Annotated in this window: 10 protein-coding genes; 2 read left to right on the forward strand and 8 right to left on the reverse strand. The window is 60.5% G+C overall.

What is annotated here, in order from left to right; all coding sequences use genetic code 11:
• Window positions 1-13 precede the first annotated feature (13 nt).
• On the reverse strand, window positions 14-352 hold the full coding sequence (locus tag DA373_RS02435) for a P-II family nitrogen regulator (protein ID WP_107850764.1): 339 nt from the start codon (window positions 350-352) through the stop codon (window positions 14-16).
• A gap of 176 nt (window positions 353-528) precedes the next feature.
• Between DA373_RS02435 and arfB the strand changes: the two genes are divergently transcribed.
• Window positions 529-945: an alternative ribosome rescue aminoacyl-tRNA hydrolase ArfB gene (gene arfB / locus DA373_RS02440; RefSeq protein WP_107850765.1), complete on the forward strand. Its 417-nt coding sequence runs from the start codon at window positions 529-531 to the stop codon at window positions 943-945.
• Window positions 946-1,038: 93 nt separating this feature from the next.
• On the opposite strand, the gene DA373_RS02445 is transcribed toward arfB, so the two are convergent.
• Both DA373_RS02445 and DA373_RS02450 read right to left on the reverse strand, forming a co-directional pair.
• The gene (locus DA373_RS02445; protein WP_107850766.1) at window positions 1,039-1,398 is read right to left on the reverse strand and encodes a YacL family protein; all 360 of its coding nucleotides are present in this window, start codon (window positions 1,396-1,398) and stop codon (window positions 1,039-1,041) included.
• Window positions 1,399-1,426: 28 nt separating this feature from the next.
• Window positions 1,427-2,464 (reverse strand): sterol desaturase family protein, encoded by a 1,038-nt coding sequence (locus DA373_RS02450; RefSeq protein WP_107850767.1) that lies wholly within the window; start codon window positions 2,462-2,464, stop codon window positions 1,427-1,429.
• 278 nt (window positions 2,465-2,742) lie between these two features.
• Between DA373_RS02450 and DA373_RS02455 the strand changes: the two genes are divergently transcribed.
• Complete coding sequence (locus DA373_RS02455) at window positions 2,743-4,137, forward strand: uracil-xanthine permease family protein (RefSeq protein ID WP_107850768.1); 1,395 nt, start codon at window positions 2,743-2,745, stop codon at window positions 4,135-4,137.
• Between the two features lie 242 nt (window positions 4,138-4,379).
• Here DA373_RS02455 and acnB read toward each other — a convergent pair whose 3' ends face one another.
• The 5 genes from acnB to aceE all read right to left on the reverse strand — a co-directional run bounded on the left by acnB (window position 4,380) and on the right by aceE (window position 15,738).
• The gene (gene acnB, locus DA373_RS02460; protein WP_107850769.1) at window positions 4,380-6,977 is read right to left on the reverse strand and encodes a bifunctional aconitate hydratase 2/2-methylisocitrate dehydratase; all 2,598 of its coding nucleotides are present in this window, start codon (window positions 6,975-6,977) and stop codon (window positions 4,380-4,382) included.
• Between the two features lie 214 nt (window positions 6,978-7,191).
• On the reverse strand, window positions 7,192-9,432 hold the full coding sequence (locus DA373_RS02465) for a patatin-like phospholipase family protein (RefSeq protein WP_107850770.1): 2,241 nt from the start codon (window positions 9,430-9,432) through the stop codon (window positions 7,192-7,194).
• Between the two features lie 159 nt (window positions 9,433-9,591).
• Complete coding sequence (gene lpdA / locus DA373_RS02470) at window positions 9,592-11,019, reverse strand: dihydrolipoyl dehydrogenase (RefSeq protein WP_107850771.1); 1,428 nt, start codon at window positions 11,017-11,019, stop codon at window positions 9,592-9,594.
• A 152-nt stretch (window positions 11,020-11,171) separates the two neighbouring features.
• On the reverse strand, window positions 11,172-13,067 hold the full coding sequence (gene aceF / locus DA373_RS02475) for a pyruvate dehydrogenase complex dihydrolipoyllysine-residue acetyltransferase (protein WP_107850772.1): 1,896 nt from the start codon (window positions 13,065-13,067) through the stop codon (window positions 11,172-11,174).
• A 10-nt stretch (window positions 13,068-13,077) separates the two neighbouring features.
• Complete coding sequence (aceE, locus tag DA373_RS02480; RefSeq protein WP_107850773.1) at window positions 13,078-15,738, reverse strand: pyruvate dehydrogenase (acetyl-transferring), homodimeric type; 2,661 nt, start codon at window positions 15,736-15,738, stop codon at window positions 13,078-13,080.
• Window positions 15,739-15,795 lie beyond the last annotated feature (57 nt).

Raw genomic sequence — 15,795 nt, forward strand, 5'->3', positions numbered from 1 at the left:
GACGGTGTCTCCCTTAAATGGCTTCCAGATCCCGCTCGCCGGTGCGAATGCGCACCGCCTGCAGCAGGTCATATACGAAGATCTTGCCGTCGCCGATTTTGCCGGTGCCGGCGGCCTCGGTAATGGTTTCAATCACCTGTTCCACCTCGTCGCTCTGGGCGGCGATTTCCAGCTTGATCTTGGGCAGAAAATCCACCTGATATTCGGCTCCCCGATACAGCTCGGTGTGGCCCTTCTGGCGGCCGAATCCCTTTACTTCACTCACCGTCATGCCGTCGATGCCCATGCCGGCCAGGGCCGCACGCACATCGTCGAGCTTGAAGGGTTTGATAATGGCGCAAATCATTTTCATGGGGGCTCCTCGCGCATCCTGTTGAGTCACCCTCTCTGTTACAAGCTTCGTGCCAACTTTTTACTTCAATATATTCAACAACTTAAATGTAGGCGCGTGGATAAGGGGGATGGCAAAATGTTATGCTGGTGCAATCGTCAGACAGTTCGCACCAATCGAGTGCAAAGGAAAAAACCATGCTGGAAGTCTCCGCCCGGGTGCATATCCCGGACAGCGAGCTGGAATTTATCACCATGCGGGCCGGCGGCCCGGGTGGCCAGCACGTCAACAAGACCGACTCGGCGGTGCAGCTGCGCTTTGACTACGCCGGCAGCCCCAGCCTGCCCGGGGTCTATAAAGAGGCGCTGGCAAAAATGAAGGATCACCGCGTGCTGCCCAGCGGCCTGATACTGATCAGGGTGGAAAGCGAGCGCAGTCAGCTGATGAACAAGGAAGCAGCAAAGGAGGCGCTGGTGGCCCTGCTGCAAAAGGCGGGCAAACCGGTCAAGGTGCGCCGCCCCACCAAGCCCAGCAAGGCGGCAAAGGCAAAACGCACCGACAGCAAGACCCACAGGGGCAAGATCAAGAGCGGACGGGGGAAGGTGAAGTTCTAGGCTGTCGCCTGTGAGGCGTAAAGGGTGAGGCGTGAGGAGAAAAACACCGAGCCTGGGGTCAGCCCCCTCTCCTCACTCCTCTCTCCCCACCCCTCACCGGCCGGTAATAAACTCCCGCCACTGGGTGAGCAGCCGGGCCAGATCGTCCAGGCCGCAGCCGGCGTAGTGAGCGTCGTCGTAGTAGCTCATGCCCTCTTCCAGCTCGCCGCTGTCAAAGGCCAGGCCATGGCCGACAAGCTCGGCCTCGCCATCGCCGAGGGCCAGAGTGAACTCGGCATATTCCTTGCGAAATTCGTCCTGCGGCTGAGCGTCCAGCGCGTCAATGGCCGCCAGCAGCACACTCGCTTCGGCGGCGTCCACCTCGTCGGTCAGCCACTGACCAAAGGCCTCATGGCCCATGTCGCACCGGGCCCGGCAACGGCCGTCCAGATCACGCAAAAAATCAAATTCCACAGCCTTACTCCCGGCGCTCAAAAGAGCGCTATTCTAGCCGCCGCCGGCCACGGCTCACAAGCGCCTGCGGCCAGAGTCCGGCAAGGGCCCGCCACAGCTTGCCGCCGGTTACCCAGAACGGCCGCAGGATCAGGGTGCTCATGCGCTGGTAACGCAGGTTGTCCTTCTCCCCCACGCCGAATTCCAGCGGCTCCGGCGTGGAAGTGGTCACATACAGAGTGCCGAACATCCAGTCCCAGACAGACAGGTTGGTGCCGTAATTCAGGCTGAAATGCTTCGGATCCCGGCTGTGGTGGATCTGATGCTGGGCCGGGCTGTTGATCACATGCTCCACCACGGGGCCGAACGACAGCCACACATGGCTGTGACGCAAATTGGCCGCCAGGGAGTTGAACAGCAGCACCAGATAGCTGGAGCCAAACAGGGTGTACTTGCTGATCTTGCCTCCGCTCAGATAGAAAAACAGCCCGGCAAACAGCGCCAGCGCCGCCCCCTTGCACAGCTTCTCGATCAGCTTTTCCACGATATGAATGCGGCTGGCGGTGGGCGGCACCATGACAGTGGCTGAATGGTGCACCTTGTGAAACTCCCACAGCCAGCGGCCGTGAAAGGCTCTGTGCACCCAGTAGTGCACAAAGTCCGACACCAGAAAGGCCCCCAGGCCATAACCCAGCATCAGGCCGGTGCTTTCCCCCTGCCAGGGACGCTCGCCCCACCACTCGGTGAGCCGGGTGGTCACATCCCCCGAGCGCAGCAGGTAAGGATCCAGCCACAGCAGCACAGGCGCCACCAGAGCGATATGCAGCAACACCCGCAAAAAATAATACTGATAGTCAATAATGGCGGAGCGGTGCAGCCAGACCTCCCGCCCGCCGAGAAAGTGACCAAAGCTGCGATAGCGGCCATCGTTGCGCCGGCGATACAACACATAGGCCACGGCAAAGGAAATGGCGAGGAACACCACGCCCAGGCGGCCATTAAGATCAAACAGACCAGCAAACCGGTGCCACAGAGGCAGCCAGATCTCGCTGTAAAGAATATCGGTCAGCGCCGTAAACTGTTCCATGTTGCCGTGATTGCCCGTTTAAACCACAAGGAAGAAGACGCAATTCTAAAAGAAAGTCAGTCTCAGTTCCATTTTGTCTTCACAGGTTGATTTTCGGGTCAGGTGAATATTTTGCATACGAAATGTGAACACAATTCACACAATTTTTGCACACAATAACTGGTCGCAAGGGCGCAGATCCAGTATCCTATGCGCCCTTCAGCGGCCCGGTTTCAAACCGGCTCGCCAAAAATAACCATAACAACGACAACACCCGTAGCAACACCACCGGAAAAAATATGTCTAATCACACGCAGCAATCTTCGCACCAGAGCGATCTGGTGTACCGGCTTCATGACAAGCCGCCGTTTATGCAGTCTCTGTTTGCCGCCGTTCAGCACCTGCTGGCGCTGTTTGTGGCGGTGATCACGCCGCCGCTGATCATCTGTCAGACCCTGGGCATTCCCGCCGCCGATACCGCGCACATCATCAGCATGTCGCTGTTTATTACCGGCGTGGCGTCCTTTATTCAGATGAAGCGGGTCGGTCCCATCGGCACCGGCCTGCTGTCCATTCAGGGCACCAGCTTCAACTTTCTCGGTCCCATCATTGCCAGCGGTCTGGCCATGAAGGACGGCGGCGTGACCACAGAAGCCATGCTGGCGGCCATTTTCGGCACCGCCCTGCTGGCCGCTCCCACCGAGATGATTATCTCCCGCTTTCTGCACCTGGCCCGGCGCATCATTTCTCCCCTGGTGAGCGGCATTATCGTGACCCTGATCGGCCTTACCCTGATCCAGCTGGGCCTCACCTCCATCGGCGGCGGCTTCGGCGCCATGGCCGCGGGTGAGTTCGGCTCCCTGGAGAACCTGGCCCTGGCCGGCACCGTGCTCGGCATCATTATCGTGATGAACCGCAGCCGTAACCCCTACATTCGGCTGTCGTCCATTCTGGTGGCCATGGTCGCCGGCACTCTGCTGGCCTGGCAAATGGGAAAGCTGGCCCCGCTGTCCGACAACCTGCCCTCGGTGGCCCTGCCCATTCCCATGCAGTATGGCCTGGGCTTTGACGCTTCCCTGTTTATTCCGCTGGTGCTGGTCTATGTGATCACCTCGCTGGAAGCCATCGGCGACACCACCGCCACCTCGGAAGTGTCCGGCGAGCCGGTCTCCGGCCCGGTATACATGCGCCGCCTCAAGGGCTGTGTGCTGGGTGACGGCGTGAACTCCTCACTGGCGTCCATCTTCAACACCTTTCCGGTGTCGACCTTCAGCCAGAACAACGGCGTGATCCAGATGACCGGCGTGGCCAGCCGCCACGTGGGCTTCTTTGTGGCCGGTATTCTGGTGATCATGGGCCTGTTCCCGGCCATCAGCACCCTGGTGCAGCGCATTCCCGAGCCGGTGCTGGGTGGCGCCACCCTGGTGATGTTCGGCTCCATCGCCGCCGCCGGTGTGCGCATTCTGTCCCGGGAAAAGCTGGATCGCCGCGCCCTGTTCATCATCGCCATCTCCTTTGGCATGGGCCTGGGCATCTCCCAGAAGCCGGACATTCTGCAGTTTATGCCCGACATCATTAAAAACGTGTTCGCCTCCGGCATCTCCGCCGGCGGCATCACCGCCATTGTGATGAACATCATCATGCCGATGAACCAGCCCGAGGCCGAAGAGGCCGCCGAGGCGCAGCAGGCGTAAGAGATCGGGACTGGGGAATAGGGACTGGGGACTGGTTAACACCGGTTTCCGGTCCCTTTTTTATTTGTAGCTGCCGCTTTAGCCGGCAGGGCCTGTGCAACAGGCCTTGAAGACACAGTCGTCTGCAGGTTTGCGCCAGCTAAAGCGGCGCCTACAGCTAATCCCTGCTCCCCATCCCCCAGAACCAAAAAAGCCAGCCCGAAGGCTGGCTTTTGCGTTTATGCCGTTATGGCGTCAGCGGCTCAGATGGCCTGCTGAAAGATCACGGTCTCGGCCTTTTCCACGTAGCTGTCGAGCTCGTCGAAGTTCAGGTAACGATAGGTGTCGGCGGCGGTGGCGTTCAGCTCCTGGGCGTATTCCAAGTACTCGGCCACGGTCGGCAGCTTGCCGTGAATGGCGGCCACGGCGGCCAGCTCGGCCGACGCCAGATACACATTGGCGCCCTTGCCCAGACGGTTGGGGAAGTTACGGGTGGAGGTGGACACCACGGTCGTGTTGTCCCCTACCCGCGCCTGGTTACCCATACACAGGGAGCAGCCCGGGATCTCGATGCGGGCACCGACCCGGCCAAAGATGCCGTAGTAGCCTTCATTGGTGAGCTGATCCTTGTCCATCTTGGTGGGCGGCGCCACCCACAGACGGGTGGGCAGCTGACCCTTGAAGCGGTCAAGCAGCTTGCCGGCGGCACGGAAGTGACCGATGTTGGTCATGCAGGAGCCGATAAACACCTCATCGATGTTCTCGCCGGTCACGTCGGACAGCAGACGGGCGTCGTCGGGATCGTTCGGGGCACACAGAATGGGCTCCTTGATCTCGCTCATGTCGATTTCCAGCACATGGGCGTACTCGGCGTCGGCGTCGGCTTCCATCAGCTCGGGGTTGGCCAGCCACTCTTCCATGCCCTTGATGCGGCGCTCCAGGGTACGCTTGTCACCGTAACCCTCGGCGATCATCCACTTCAGCATCACGATGTTGGAGTTCAGGTACTCGATGATCGGCTCTTTGTCGAGCTTGATGGTACAACCGGCGGCAGAACGCTCGGCGGTGGCATCGGCCAGCTCAAACGCCTGCTCCACCTTCAGCTGGGGCAGACCTTCGATTTCCAGCACCCGGCCGGAGAATTCGTTGATCTTGCCTTCCTTGGCCACGGTCAGCAGGCCGTTCTGAATGCCGTAGTAAGGAATGGCGTGCACCAGATCCCGCAGAGTGATGCCGGGCTGCATTTCGCCCTTGAAGCGCACCAGCACGGATTCCGGCATGTCCAGCGGCATGACGCCGGTGGCGGCGGCAAACGCCACCAGACCGGAGCCCGCCGGGAAGGAAATACCGATGGGGAAACGGGTGTGGGAGTCACCGCCGGTGCCGACTGTGTCGGGCAGCAGCATGCGGTTCAGCCAGGAGTGGATCACGCCGTCGCCCGGACGCAGGGACACACCGCCCCGGTTCATGATGAAGTCGGGCAGGGTGTGATGGGTGGTCACGTCCACCGGCTTGGGGTAGGCGGCGGTGTGACAGAACGACTGCATGGTCAGATCGGCGGAGAAGCCCAGACAGGCCAGGTCTTTCAGCTCGTCCCGGGTCATGGGACCGGTGGTGTCCTGGGAGCCGACGGTGGTCATTCTGGGCTCGCAGTACTGACCTGGGCGCACGCCGGCCACACCGCAGGCCTTGCCCACCATCTTCTGGGCCAGGGTGTAGCCCTTGCCGGAGTCGGCCACCGGCGCCGGGCGCTTGAACACCTCGGACGGGGCCAGGCCAAGGGACTCACGGGCCTTGTCGGTCAGGCCGCGGCCGATGATCAGCGGAATACGGCCGCCGGCGCGCACTTCGTCGAGCAGTACCTCGGTCTTCAGCTTGAAGGTGCTCAGCACCTCGTCGCTGCCGTGACGGCAGATTTTGCCCTCGTAGGGGTAGATGTCGATCACGTCACCGGTGTTCAGTTTGGTCACGTCGCACTCGATGGGCAGGGCGCCGGCGTCTTCCATGGTGTTGAAGAAGATGGGCGCAATCTTGCTGCCGATGCAGATGCCGCCGGCGCGCTTGTTGGGCACGAACGGAATGTCGTCGCCCATGTGCCAGAGCACGGAGTTGGTGGCGGACTTGCGGCTGGAGCCGGTGCCGACCACGTCGCCTACGTAGGCCAGCGGGTGACCTTTTTCCTTCAGGGCTTCGATGGCCTTGATGGGACCGATGGTGCCGTCTTCGTCGGGCTCAATGCCGGGACGGGCGTTCTTCAGCATGGCCTGGGCGTGCAGTGGAATATCCGGGCGGGACCAGGCGTCCTGGGCCGGCGACAGATCGTCGGTGTTGGTTTCGCCGGGCACCTTGAATACGGTCATGGTGATTTTGTCGGCCAGCTTGGGGCGCTCCAGGAACCACTCGGCGTCGGCCCAGGACTGCATCACCTGTTTGGCAAACTCATTGCCGGCCCTGGCCTTTTCGTCCACGTCGTGAAAGGCGTCAAACATCAGCAGGGTATGGCTCAGGGCCTTGGCGGCGATGGGCGCCAGGGCATCCACCTCCAGCAGTTCGATCAGCGGGGCAATGTTGTAGCCACCCTGCATGGTGCCCAGCAGCTCGGTGGCCTGCTCGGCAGAGACTACCGGCGAGCTGACTTCACCCTTGGCCACGGCGGCGAGGAAACCGGCCTTCACATAGGCGGCTTCATCAACACCGGGGGGAATGCGGGTAGAAAGGAGTTCGTAGAGGAAGGCTTCTTCGCCGGCGGGCGGGTTCTTGAGTAATTCAACCAGGGCGGCAACTTGCTCTGCATCGAGTGGCTTGGCAACCACTCCCTCTGCGGCACGTTCTTCGACGTGTTTACGATAGGCTTCAAGCACGACTGTATCCTCTTATTATCATTCGCCACCGTGGGCGTAAATGTCCTTGTAGGGGGCTCTGCGCGTCGCTGAGACGCCGCGAAAGTATATAAGTTTTAACCCTGAATTAAAATCAGGCCCCCTTGCCCTTTGGTCTAATATTTGACTAACACCATGTTTTGAAAAGCATTTCCGTGCATATACCACAAAATTGACCACCAACAAGCCGTTAACATCAGAAGCTGAACAGGTTGCCAAAATAGAGGTAAACACTGTTTTTATTCCCTTCCGCCTGACCAAACGCCAGATAGAGCGGGCCCCAGTTGGTGTCCACGCCAACGAAAATGCTGCCGGCGGTGAGCGACTGGTCCCAGCCCACTTCACTGCCGGCATTCCATACCCCGCCCCGCTCCAGCGAGCCGCCCAGATACACGGGTGAACGAAAGGCGCCGAAGTCGTTGTCAAACCAGCGATAGTGATACAGCAGGCCGGCCAGGCCACTGTAGCGGCCGCTGAGCTGCTCGCTCTGATAACCGGAAAGATTGAACAGTCCCCCCAGGCTGCGGGCAAACACCGGCAGTGACTGCTCGGCGGTAGAGCCGCCCAGCACCAGTTTGGTGATCAGGGTGTGGCGGCCTCCGCTCCAGGGCCGCAGCCAATCCAGCTCGTAGTCCAGGCCGTCCACGCTTTCATTGCTGCCCTGCCCGTCCAGCCGGTTTTGATAATACCCGAGCGTCAGCTCTGCCGCCTCGCCGTGGGTGGGGAAAAACACGTTATCCAGGGTGTCGTGGCTGAAGCGCAGATAAGGGCCGATGGAGGTCACATCCAGACTGCCGTCCAGGTTGCGGGCGTCTATGCTGCCGGTCAGCCCCTGCACCCCCAGGGCCAGCTCGCTCCAGGGGTTGAGGTTGTAACCCAGCTCGCTCTGCCCCCGCCAGGTGGCGTAGTCGAAATCCAGGGTGGTGAGCCTGCCAAACTGCTCAAAGCTCTCTTCCCCCGGCTCGACAAAAAAGGTGCGCCGGCGCTTGTCGTATTCGCCCCGGGCCTTCCAGAAAAAGTCATAGTCGGTGTCCAGGGGCGTGTAATACTCGGAGGCCAGCCGCTTGTTGCTGCCCAGGGTCACCTCCGCCAGCCACTCGCCCCCCAGTATATTGATATTGGTGCGACGAAACTGGGCGCCGATTTCAAAGTTGGTGCGGCTGGTGAAGTCGTCTTCCAGGGCAAACTTGAGGTCCACAAAGCCCGGCCCCCAGCCCTTTTCCCGGGTGTGCACCGTGAGCACCTGTTCGTCGTCCTGCTCCTCAATGCGGTAACTGACCTGTTCAAAGGCATCCAGGGCATAGAGCCGGCGTACACCCCGCTCCAGCTCCTCGGTCTGATGAAACTGCCCGGGATTGAGCCCCAGCACATCCCGGATCACCGCCTCGCTCAGGCTGGCATTGCCTTCCACTTCCACCCGGTCGAGAAACACCGCATCGCTGCGCTGCAGCCGGGCCCGGCGGTCCAGCTTGCGGTGGCGGTAATCGGCGTAGTCCTGCTCGCTCAGGGCCAGCGCCTGCAGTTTGGGCAAAATCAGCCTGGCCGCCGCCTCACCGCGCTCAATGGCCTCGGGCATGCGGCCGAAATCCCCTACCCCTATGCCGGCAATATTGGGGGCAAGCAGCACATCCTTATCGGTGAGCAGCGCCGTCTGCCGCTCGGTGCCGGCCCGGGTGAGGTAGTTGGTCAGCTGGGTCACCATGGCCAGGGCGCTGTCGAGCTGCTCTCTGGGCAGCATGGCATCGCCGATGTCCACGGCGATCACCACCTCGGCCCCCAGCTCTCTGGCCACGTCCACCGGCAGGTTGTTGACCACGCCGCCATCCGCCAGCAGCCTGCCATTCAGCGCCACCGGCTGCAGCACGCCCGGCACCGACATGGACGCCTGCATGGCGGTGGCCAGGTGGCCTTTTTTAAGCACCACCGGGGTCATGGTTTCCATGTCGGTGGCCACCGCCCGGTAGGGAATGGGCAGGTGATCGAAGTTTTTCAGGCGGGGAATGGTCAGGGTGCTGCGCCGAAGCAACGCGCCCAGCGCCTGGCCCTGAAAAAAGCCACCGGGCAGGCTGAGCTGCCACTTTTCATCTATGCCGATATCGGTGCGCAGCAGAAATTCGTCGTTCTGCCGCTTGCGCCGCAGCGACAGCTCGTCCCGCCCTACCTTGTCCTGATAACCCTGGTTCCAGTCCAGGGCCAGCAACTGCTGCTCCAGCTCACCGGCATCGAGCCCCAGGGCGTACATGCCCGCCACATAGGCGCCCATACTGGTGCCGGTGACAATATCCACCGGAATGCGGTGCTGTTCCAGCACCCGAATCACCCCCACATGGGCAGCCCCCTTGGCCCCGCCACCGCTCAGCACCAGCGCCACGCGCGGGCGCTCGGCCAGCACCGGCAACGACAACAACAGGGTTAACAGTAGAATAAAAGCGCGCATGGCGATTCAACGGCAACAGAGCAAATTATGTTCGCATTGTATGCCGGGGAATGGGGAATGGGGAATGGGGAAGTCCCTAATCCCAAGTCCCTACTCCCCAAAACAAAAAACGCCCGGCCAAAAGACCGGGCGCAAATATTACCGACAGCAAGAAGACGTTTACTTCTTCTTCTTGGCCTTGGGGTTCGGCATGTCGGTGATGGAGCCTTCGAATACTTCGGCGGCCATGCCCACGGACTCGTGCAGAGTGGGGTGAGCGTGAATGGTCAGCGCGATGTCTTCGGCGTCGGCGCCCATTTCAATGGCCAGACCGATCTCGCCCAGCAGTTCGCCGGCGTTGGTACCTATGGTGGCGCCACCCAGAACACGGTGAGTGTCCTTGTCGAAGATCAGCTTGGTCATGCCGTAGGAAGAGTCAGAAGCAATGGCCCTGCCGGACGCCGCCCAGGGGAAAGAAGCCACTTCAAAGTTCAGGCCTTTTTCCTTGGCTTCCTTCTCGGTCACACCCACCCATGCCACTTCCGGCTCGGTGTAGGCGATGGACGGGATCACTTTCGGGTCGAAGTAGTGCTTCATGCCGGCGATGACTTCGGCGGCCACGTGACCTTCATGCACACCCTTGTGCGCCAGCATGGGCTGACCCACGATGTCGCCGATGGCGTAGATGTGCGGCACATTGGTGCGCAGCTGTTTGTCGACGTTGATGAAACCACGCTCGTCCACGTTCACGCCGGCTTTCTCGGCGTCCAGAGACTTGCCGTTGGGAGTACGGCCAATGGCCACCAGCACGGCATCGTAAACGTTGGTGATGCTTTCGCCTTTCTTGTTTTCCATGGTGACGTGAATACCGTCATCCTTGGCGTCAACGGCGGTCACCTTGGTTTCCAGCATCATGTTGAACTTGCTCTTCACCTGCTTGGTGAAGATCTTGATGATGTCCTTGTCGGCAGCCGGAATCACCTGGTCGAACATTTCAACCACATCGATCTTGGAGCCCAGAGCGTGATACACGGTGCCCATTTCCAGACCGATGATACCGCCACCCATCACCAGCAGCTTCTCGGGCACTTCCTTCAGCTCGAGGGCATCGGTGGAGTCCCATACGCGGGGATCGTCGTGGGGAATAAAGGGCAGCTTGATCGGACGGGAGCCGGCGGCGATGATGGCGTTGTCGAAGTTAACGGTGGTGTTGCCGTTTTCGCCTTCCACCACCAGGGTGTTGGCGCCGGTGAACTTGGCAAAGCCGTTCACTACCTTGACCTTGCGCATCTTGGCCATGCCGCCCAACCCTTGAGTCAGCTGACCGATGACTTTTTCCTTGTGCGCGCGAACCTTGTCCAGATCGATCTGCGGCTCGCCAAAGGTCACACCGTGGCTGGCCATCATCTTGGATTCTTCAATCACCTTGGCGATGTGCAGCAGCGCCTTGGAGGGGATACAGCCCACGTTCAGACAAACGCCACCCAGAGTGGAGTAGCGCTCGACGATAACGGTTTCCAGGCCCAGATCGGCGGCACGGAAAGCGGCGGAATAGCCGGCAGGGCCCGCGCCCAGAACCACAACCTGAGCTTTGACTTCTTGACTCATGGTGACCTCTATTATGATTTTTCAGCCCTGTTCAGGCAGTGGCGGCGAGAGCACCAGACTCAAGGCGGCCACTACATTGCAAACGGGCAAAAGTTTACTGTTCTGTTATTAAAAAGAAAGTAAAAAGGCAGGCTTATGCCTGCCTTGTCACATTAAAGGGCCAGGCGACGAAGATCGCTCAGTACACCACTCAGCATGGTGATGAAGCGGGCGCCGTCGGCGCCGTCAATCACCCGGTGGTCATAGGACAGCGCCAGCGGCTGGATCAGGCGAGGCTCGAATTCCTTGCCGTTCCACACCGGCTTGATACCGGACTTGGACACACCCAGAATGGCCACTTCCGGCGCATTCACGATGGGGGTGAACTGGGTGCCACCAATGCCGCCCAGAGACGAGATGGTGAAGCAACCACCCTGCATGTCGGCGGCGGTCAGCTTGCCGGCACGGGCCTTCTTGGAAATTTCACCCAGCTCGATGGCCAGCTCGCGAATGCCTTTCTTGTTCACATCGCGAACCACCGGAACCACCAGACCGTTGGGGGTATCTACCGCCACACCGATGTGTACATACTTCTTCATCACCAGGCTCTGGCCATCTTCAGACAGGGAAGAGCAGAACTTGGGGAAGGCTTCCAGCGCCTTGGCGGCGGCCTTCATGATGAAGATCAGCGGGGAGATCTTGTAACCCAGCTTCTGTTTCTCGGCAATGGCGTTCTCGGTCTTGCGGAAGGCTTCCAGCTCGGTGATATCGGTTTCGTCGAACTGGGTAACGTGGGGGATTTTCACCCAGTTACGGTGCAGGTTCGGACCGGAGATCTTCTGAATGCGGGTCAGGGCCACTTCTTCCACTTCACCGAACTTGGCAAAGTCGACCTTGGGCCAGGCCAGCACTTCCATACCACTGCCGGCCACGGCCACACCCGCAGGCTGGCTTTCAACGCGCTTGATGATGCCCTTGACGTAGTTCTGTACGTCTTCCTTCAGAATGCGCTGTTTCGGACCGGTGGCGGCAACCTTGGACAGGTCCACACCAAACTCACGGGCCAGACGGCGAACCACCGGCGTGGCGTGCACATAGGCGTTGTTCTCAACGAACTCGCCCTTGGCGGGAGCAGCGGCAGCCTTCGGTGCTTCTGCTTTCGGTGCTTCTGCTTTCGGCGCTTCGGCCTTGGCCGGAGCGGCGGCAGGGGCAGCAGCCGGGGCGGCACCTTCCACTTCAAACACCATTACCAGGGAGCCGGTGGTCACCTTGTCGCCGGTGGCCACCTTGATTTCCTTGACCACACCGGCGAAGGGCGCAGGCACTTCCATGGAGGCCTTGTCGCCTTCCACGGTCAGAATGGACTGCTCGGCGTCCACCTTGTCGCCCACGGCAACCATCACTTCGGTGACTTCCACTTCGTCACCGCCGATGTCCGGCACGTTCACGTCTTTGGCGGCGGCAGCGGCCGGTGCGGCAGCCGCAGCCGGGGCGGCTTCGGCCGGGGCAGCGGCGGCAGCCGGTGCGGCACCCGCCACCTCAAATACCATGATCAGGGAGCCGGTGTTGACCTTGTCGCCCACGGCGATCTTGATCTCGGCCACCTTGCCAGAGAAGGGCGCAGGCACTTCCATGGAGGCCTTGTCGCCTTCCACGGTGATCAGGGTCTGCTCTTCCTCAATGGTGTCGCCTACGGCCACGGCGATTTCGGTGACTTCAACCTCGTCACCACCGATGTCCGGCACCTGAACTTCCTTCAGGGCGGAGGCAGCAGCAGCGGCCGGCGCGGCTTCGGCCTTGGGCGCTTCTTCGGCGGCAGCCGGGGCGGCAGCGCCGCCCTCTGCTTCAAAGACCATGATAAGTGAGCCGGTGTTGACCTTGTCGCCCACGGCAATCTTGATTTCCTTTACCACGCCGGTGGCGGGGGCAGGCACTTCCATGGAGGCCTTGTCGCCTTCCACGGTGATCAGGGACTGTTCTTCCTCGACCTTGTCGCCCACGGCAACCAGGATCTCGGTAACTTCAACCTCGTCCGCGCCGATATCCGGCACCAGAATATCTTTAGACATGTGTTACCCCTTATGCGTACAGCGGGTTGATCTTGTCGGCATCGATGCCGTACTTGGCGATGGCGTCGGCCACGACCTGCTTGTCGACAGTGCCCTGCTTGGCCAGCTCGGTCAGCGCGGCAACCACCACATAGTGCTTGTTCACTTCGAAGTGACGACGCAGGTTCTCACGGCTGTCGGAACGACCGAAACCGTCGGTACCCAGCACCTTGTAGCTCACGGACGGCATGAAGGCACGAACCTGCTCGGCGTAGTTCTTCATGTAGTCGGTGGCGGCGATGGCCGGCTCGGTGCCCATTACCTGAGCGATGTAAGGCACGCGCGGCTCTTCGGTCGGGTGCAGCATGTTCCAGCGCTCGGCGTCCTGACCGTCGCGGGTCAGTTCGTTAAAGGAGGGTACGCTGTACACGTCGGAGCCGATGCCGTATTCCTCGGCCAGGATTTGAGCGGCTTCACGCACGCCCACCAGGATGGTGCCGGAGCCCATCAGCTGAACCTTGCCCTTGCTGCCTTCCACGGTTTCGAGCTTGTAGATACCCTTGCGGATGCCTTCCTCGGCGCCTTCCGGCATGGCCGGCTGGTGGTAGTTCTCGTTCAGGGTGGTCAGGTAGTAGTACACGTTCTCCGGGTTGTCGCCGTACATGCGACGCAGACCGTCCTGCACGATTACCGCTACTTCATAGGCGTAGGTCGGATCGTAGGTGATACAGTTCGGAATGGTGCCCGCCAGAATGTGGCTGTGACCGTCTTCGTGCTGCAGACCTTCACCGTTCAGGGTGGTACGACCGGAGGTGGCGCCCAGCAGGAAGCCGCGGGCCTGTTGGTCACCGGCAGCCCAGCACAGATCGCCAACCCGCTGGAAACCGAACATCGAGTAGTAGATGTAGAACGGAATCATGGGGCAGTCGTTGGTGCTGTAGGAGGTGGCAGCGGCCAGCCAAGACGACATGGCACCCAGCTCGTTGATACCTTCCTGCAGTACCTGACCCTTCTTGTCTTCCTTGTAGTAGGCCACCTGCTCACGGTCCTGAGGAACGTACTTCTGACCGTGGGGGTTGTAGATGCCGATCTGGCGGAACAGACCTTCCATACCAAAGGTACGGGCTTCGTCGGCCAGAATGGGCACGATGCGCTTGCCGATGGACTTGTCCTTCAGCATGATGTTCAGGGAGCGCACAAAGGCCATGGTGGTGGAGATTTCACGCTTCTGCTCTTCCAGCAGCGGGGCGAAGTCTTCCAGCGCGGGAATGTCCAGCTTGACAGTGGTTTCCGGCAGGCGGGTCGGCAGGTAGCCCTTCAGGCTCTGGCGACGGGCGTGCAGGTACTCGTGCTCGCGGGAACCTTCCTCGATCTTGATGTAGGGCAGGTTCGGCAGCTCTTCGTCGCTCACTTCAATGTTGAAGCGATCGCGGAAGTGCTTGAGAGAAGACATGTCCATCTTCTTGACCTGGTGCGCGATGTTCTTGCCTTCGGCGGCATCGCCCATGCCGTAACCCTTGATGGTCTTGGCCAGAATAACGGTCGGCTTGTCCTTGGTGTCGGCAGCGTTCTTGTAGGCCGCAAACATCTTGGCCGGATCGTGGCCACCGCGGTTCAGGGCAAAGATTTCCTCGTCGGTCCAGTCCTTCACCAGCTCGGCGGTCTCCGGATACTTGCCGAAGAAGTGCTCACGCACATAGGCGCCGTCTTTGGACTTGAAGGTCTGGTAGTCGCCGTCCAGGGTCTCGTTCATCAGCTGAACCAGCTTGCCGGAGGTGTCCTTGGCGATCAGATCGTCCCAGCGACGGCCCCAGATAACCTTGACCACGTTCCAGCCGGCGCCGGTGAACAGGCCGTCCAGTTCGTTGATGATCTTGCCGTTACCCACCACCGGGCCGTCCAGGCGCTGCAGGTTACAGTTGATGATGAAGCACAGGTTGTCCAGCTTCTCACGGGCGGCAATGGTGATGGCGCCCTTGGATTCCGGCTCGTCCATCTCGCCGTCGCCCAGATAGGCGTATACGCGCTGCTCGGAGCAGTCCTTCAGGCCACGGTCGGTCAGGTACTTGAGGAAGCGGGCCTGATAGATGGCGTTGATCGGACCCAGACCCATGGATACGGTCGGGAACTGCCAGAAGTCCGGCATCAGCTTGGGATGCGGATAGGACGGAATGCCCTTGCCGTCCACTTCCTGACGGAACATGTCCAGCTGGGCTTCGGTCAGGCGACCTTCGGCAAAGGCGCGGGCGTAGATACCGGGAGAGATGTGGCCCTGGAAGAATACCAGGTCGCCGCCGTCTTTCTCGTTACGGGCGCGGAAGAAGTGGTTGAACGCCACTTCGTACATGGTGGCGCTGGAAGAGAAGGAAGACATGTGACCACCCAGGTCCAGGTCTTTCTTGGAGCCGCGCAGCACGATCATGACTGAGTTCCAACGGATGATGGCGCGGATCCGCCGTTCCAGATCCCAGTTGCCCGGGTACTCAGGTTCTTCGTCGGTGGTGATGCTGTTGACGTAATCTGAGTGAGCATTGCGGGCCACGGCAACGCCATGCTTGATGGCTTTGGTGGTCAGGCGCTCGTAAATGTACTGAGCGCGCTCAGGTCCTTCTTGACGGATCAAAGACTCCAGGGCGTCAAGCCACTCTTGAGTCTCTATTGAATCCACATCGTTTTTCAGGATATCAGACATGGCTGTTTCCTATCTCGTTTGGGGCTGATGCCCATGGGTTTCGTCGCTGCCGAAGGC

The sequence above is a fragment of the Oceanimonas marisflavi genome (assembly GCF_003049725.1).
Lineage (GTDB): Bacteria > Pseudomonadota > Gammaproteobacteria > Enterobacterales > Aeromonadaceae > Oceanimonas > Oceanimonas marisflavi.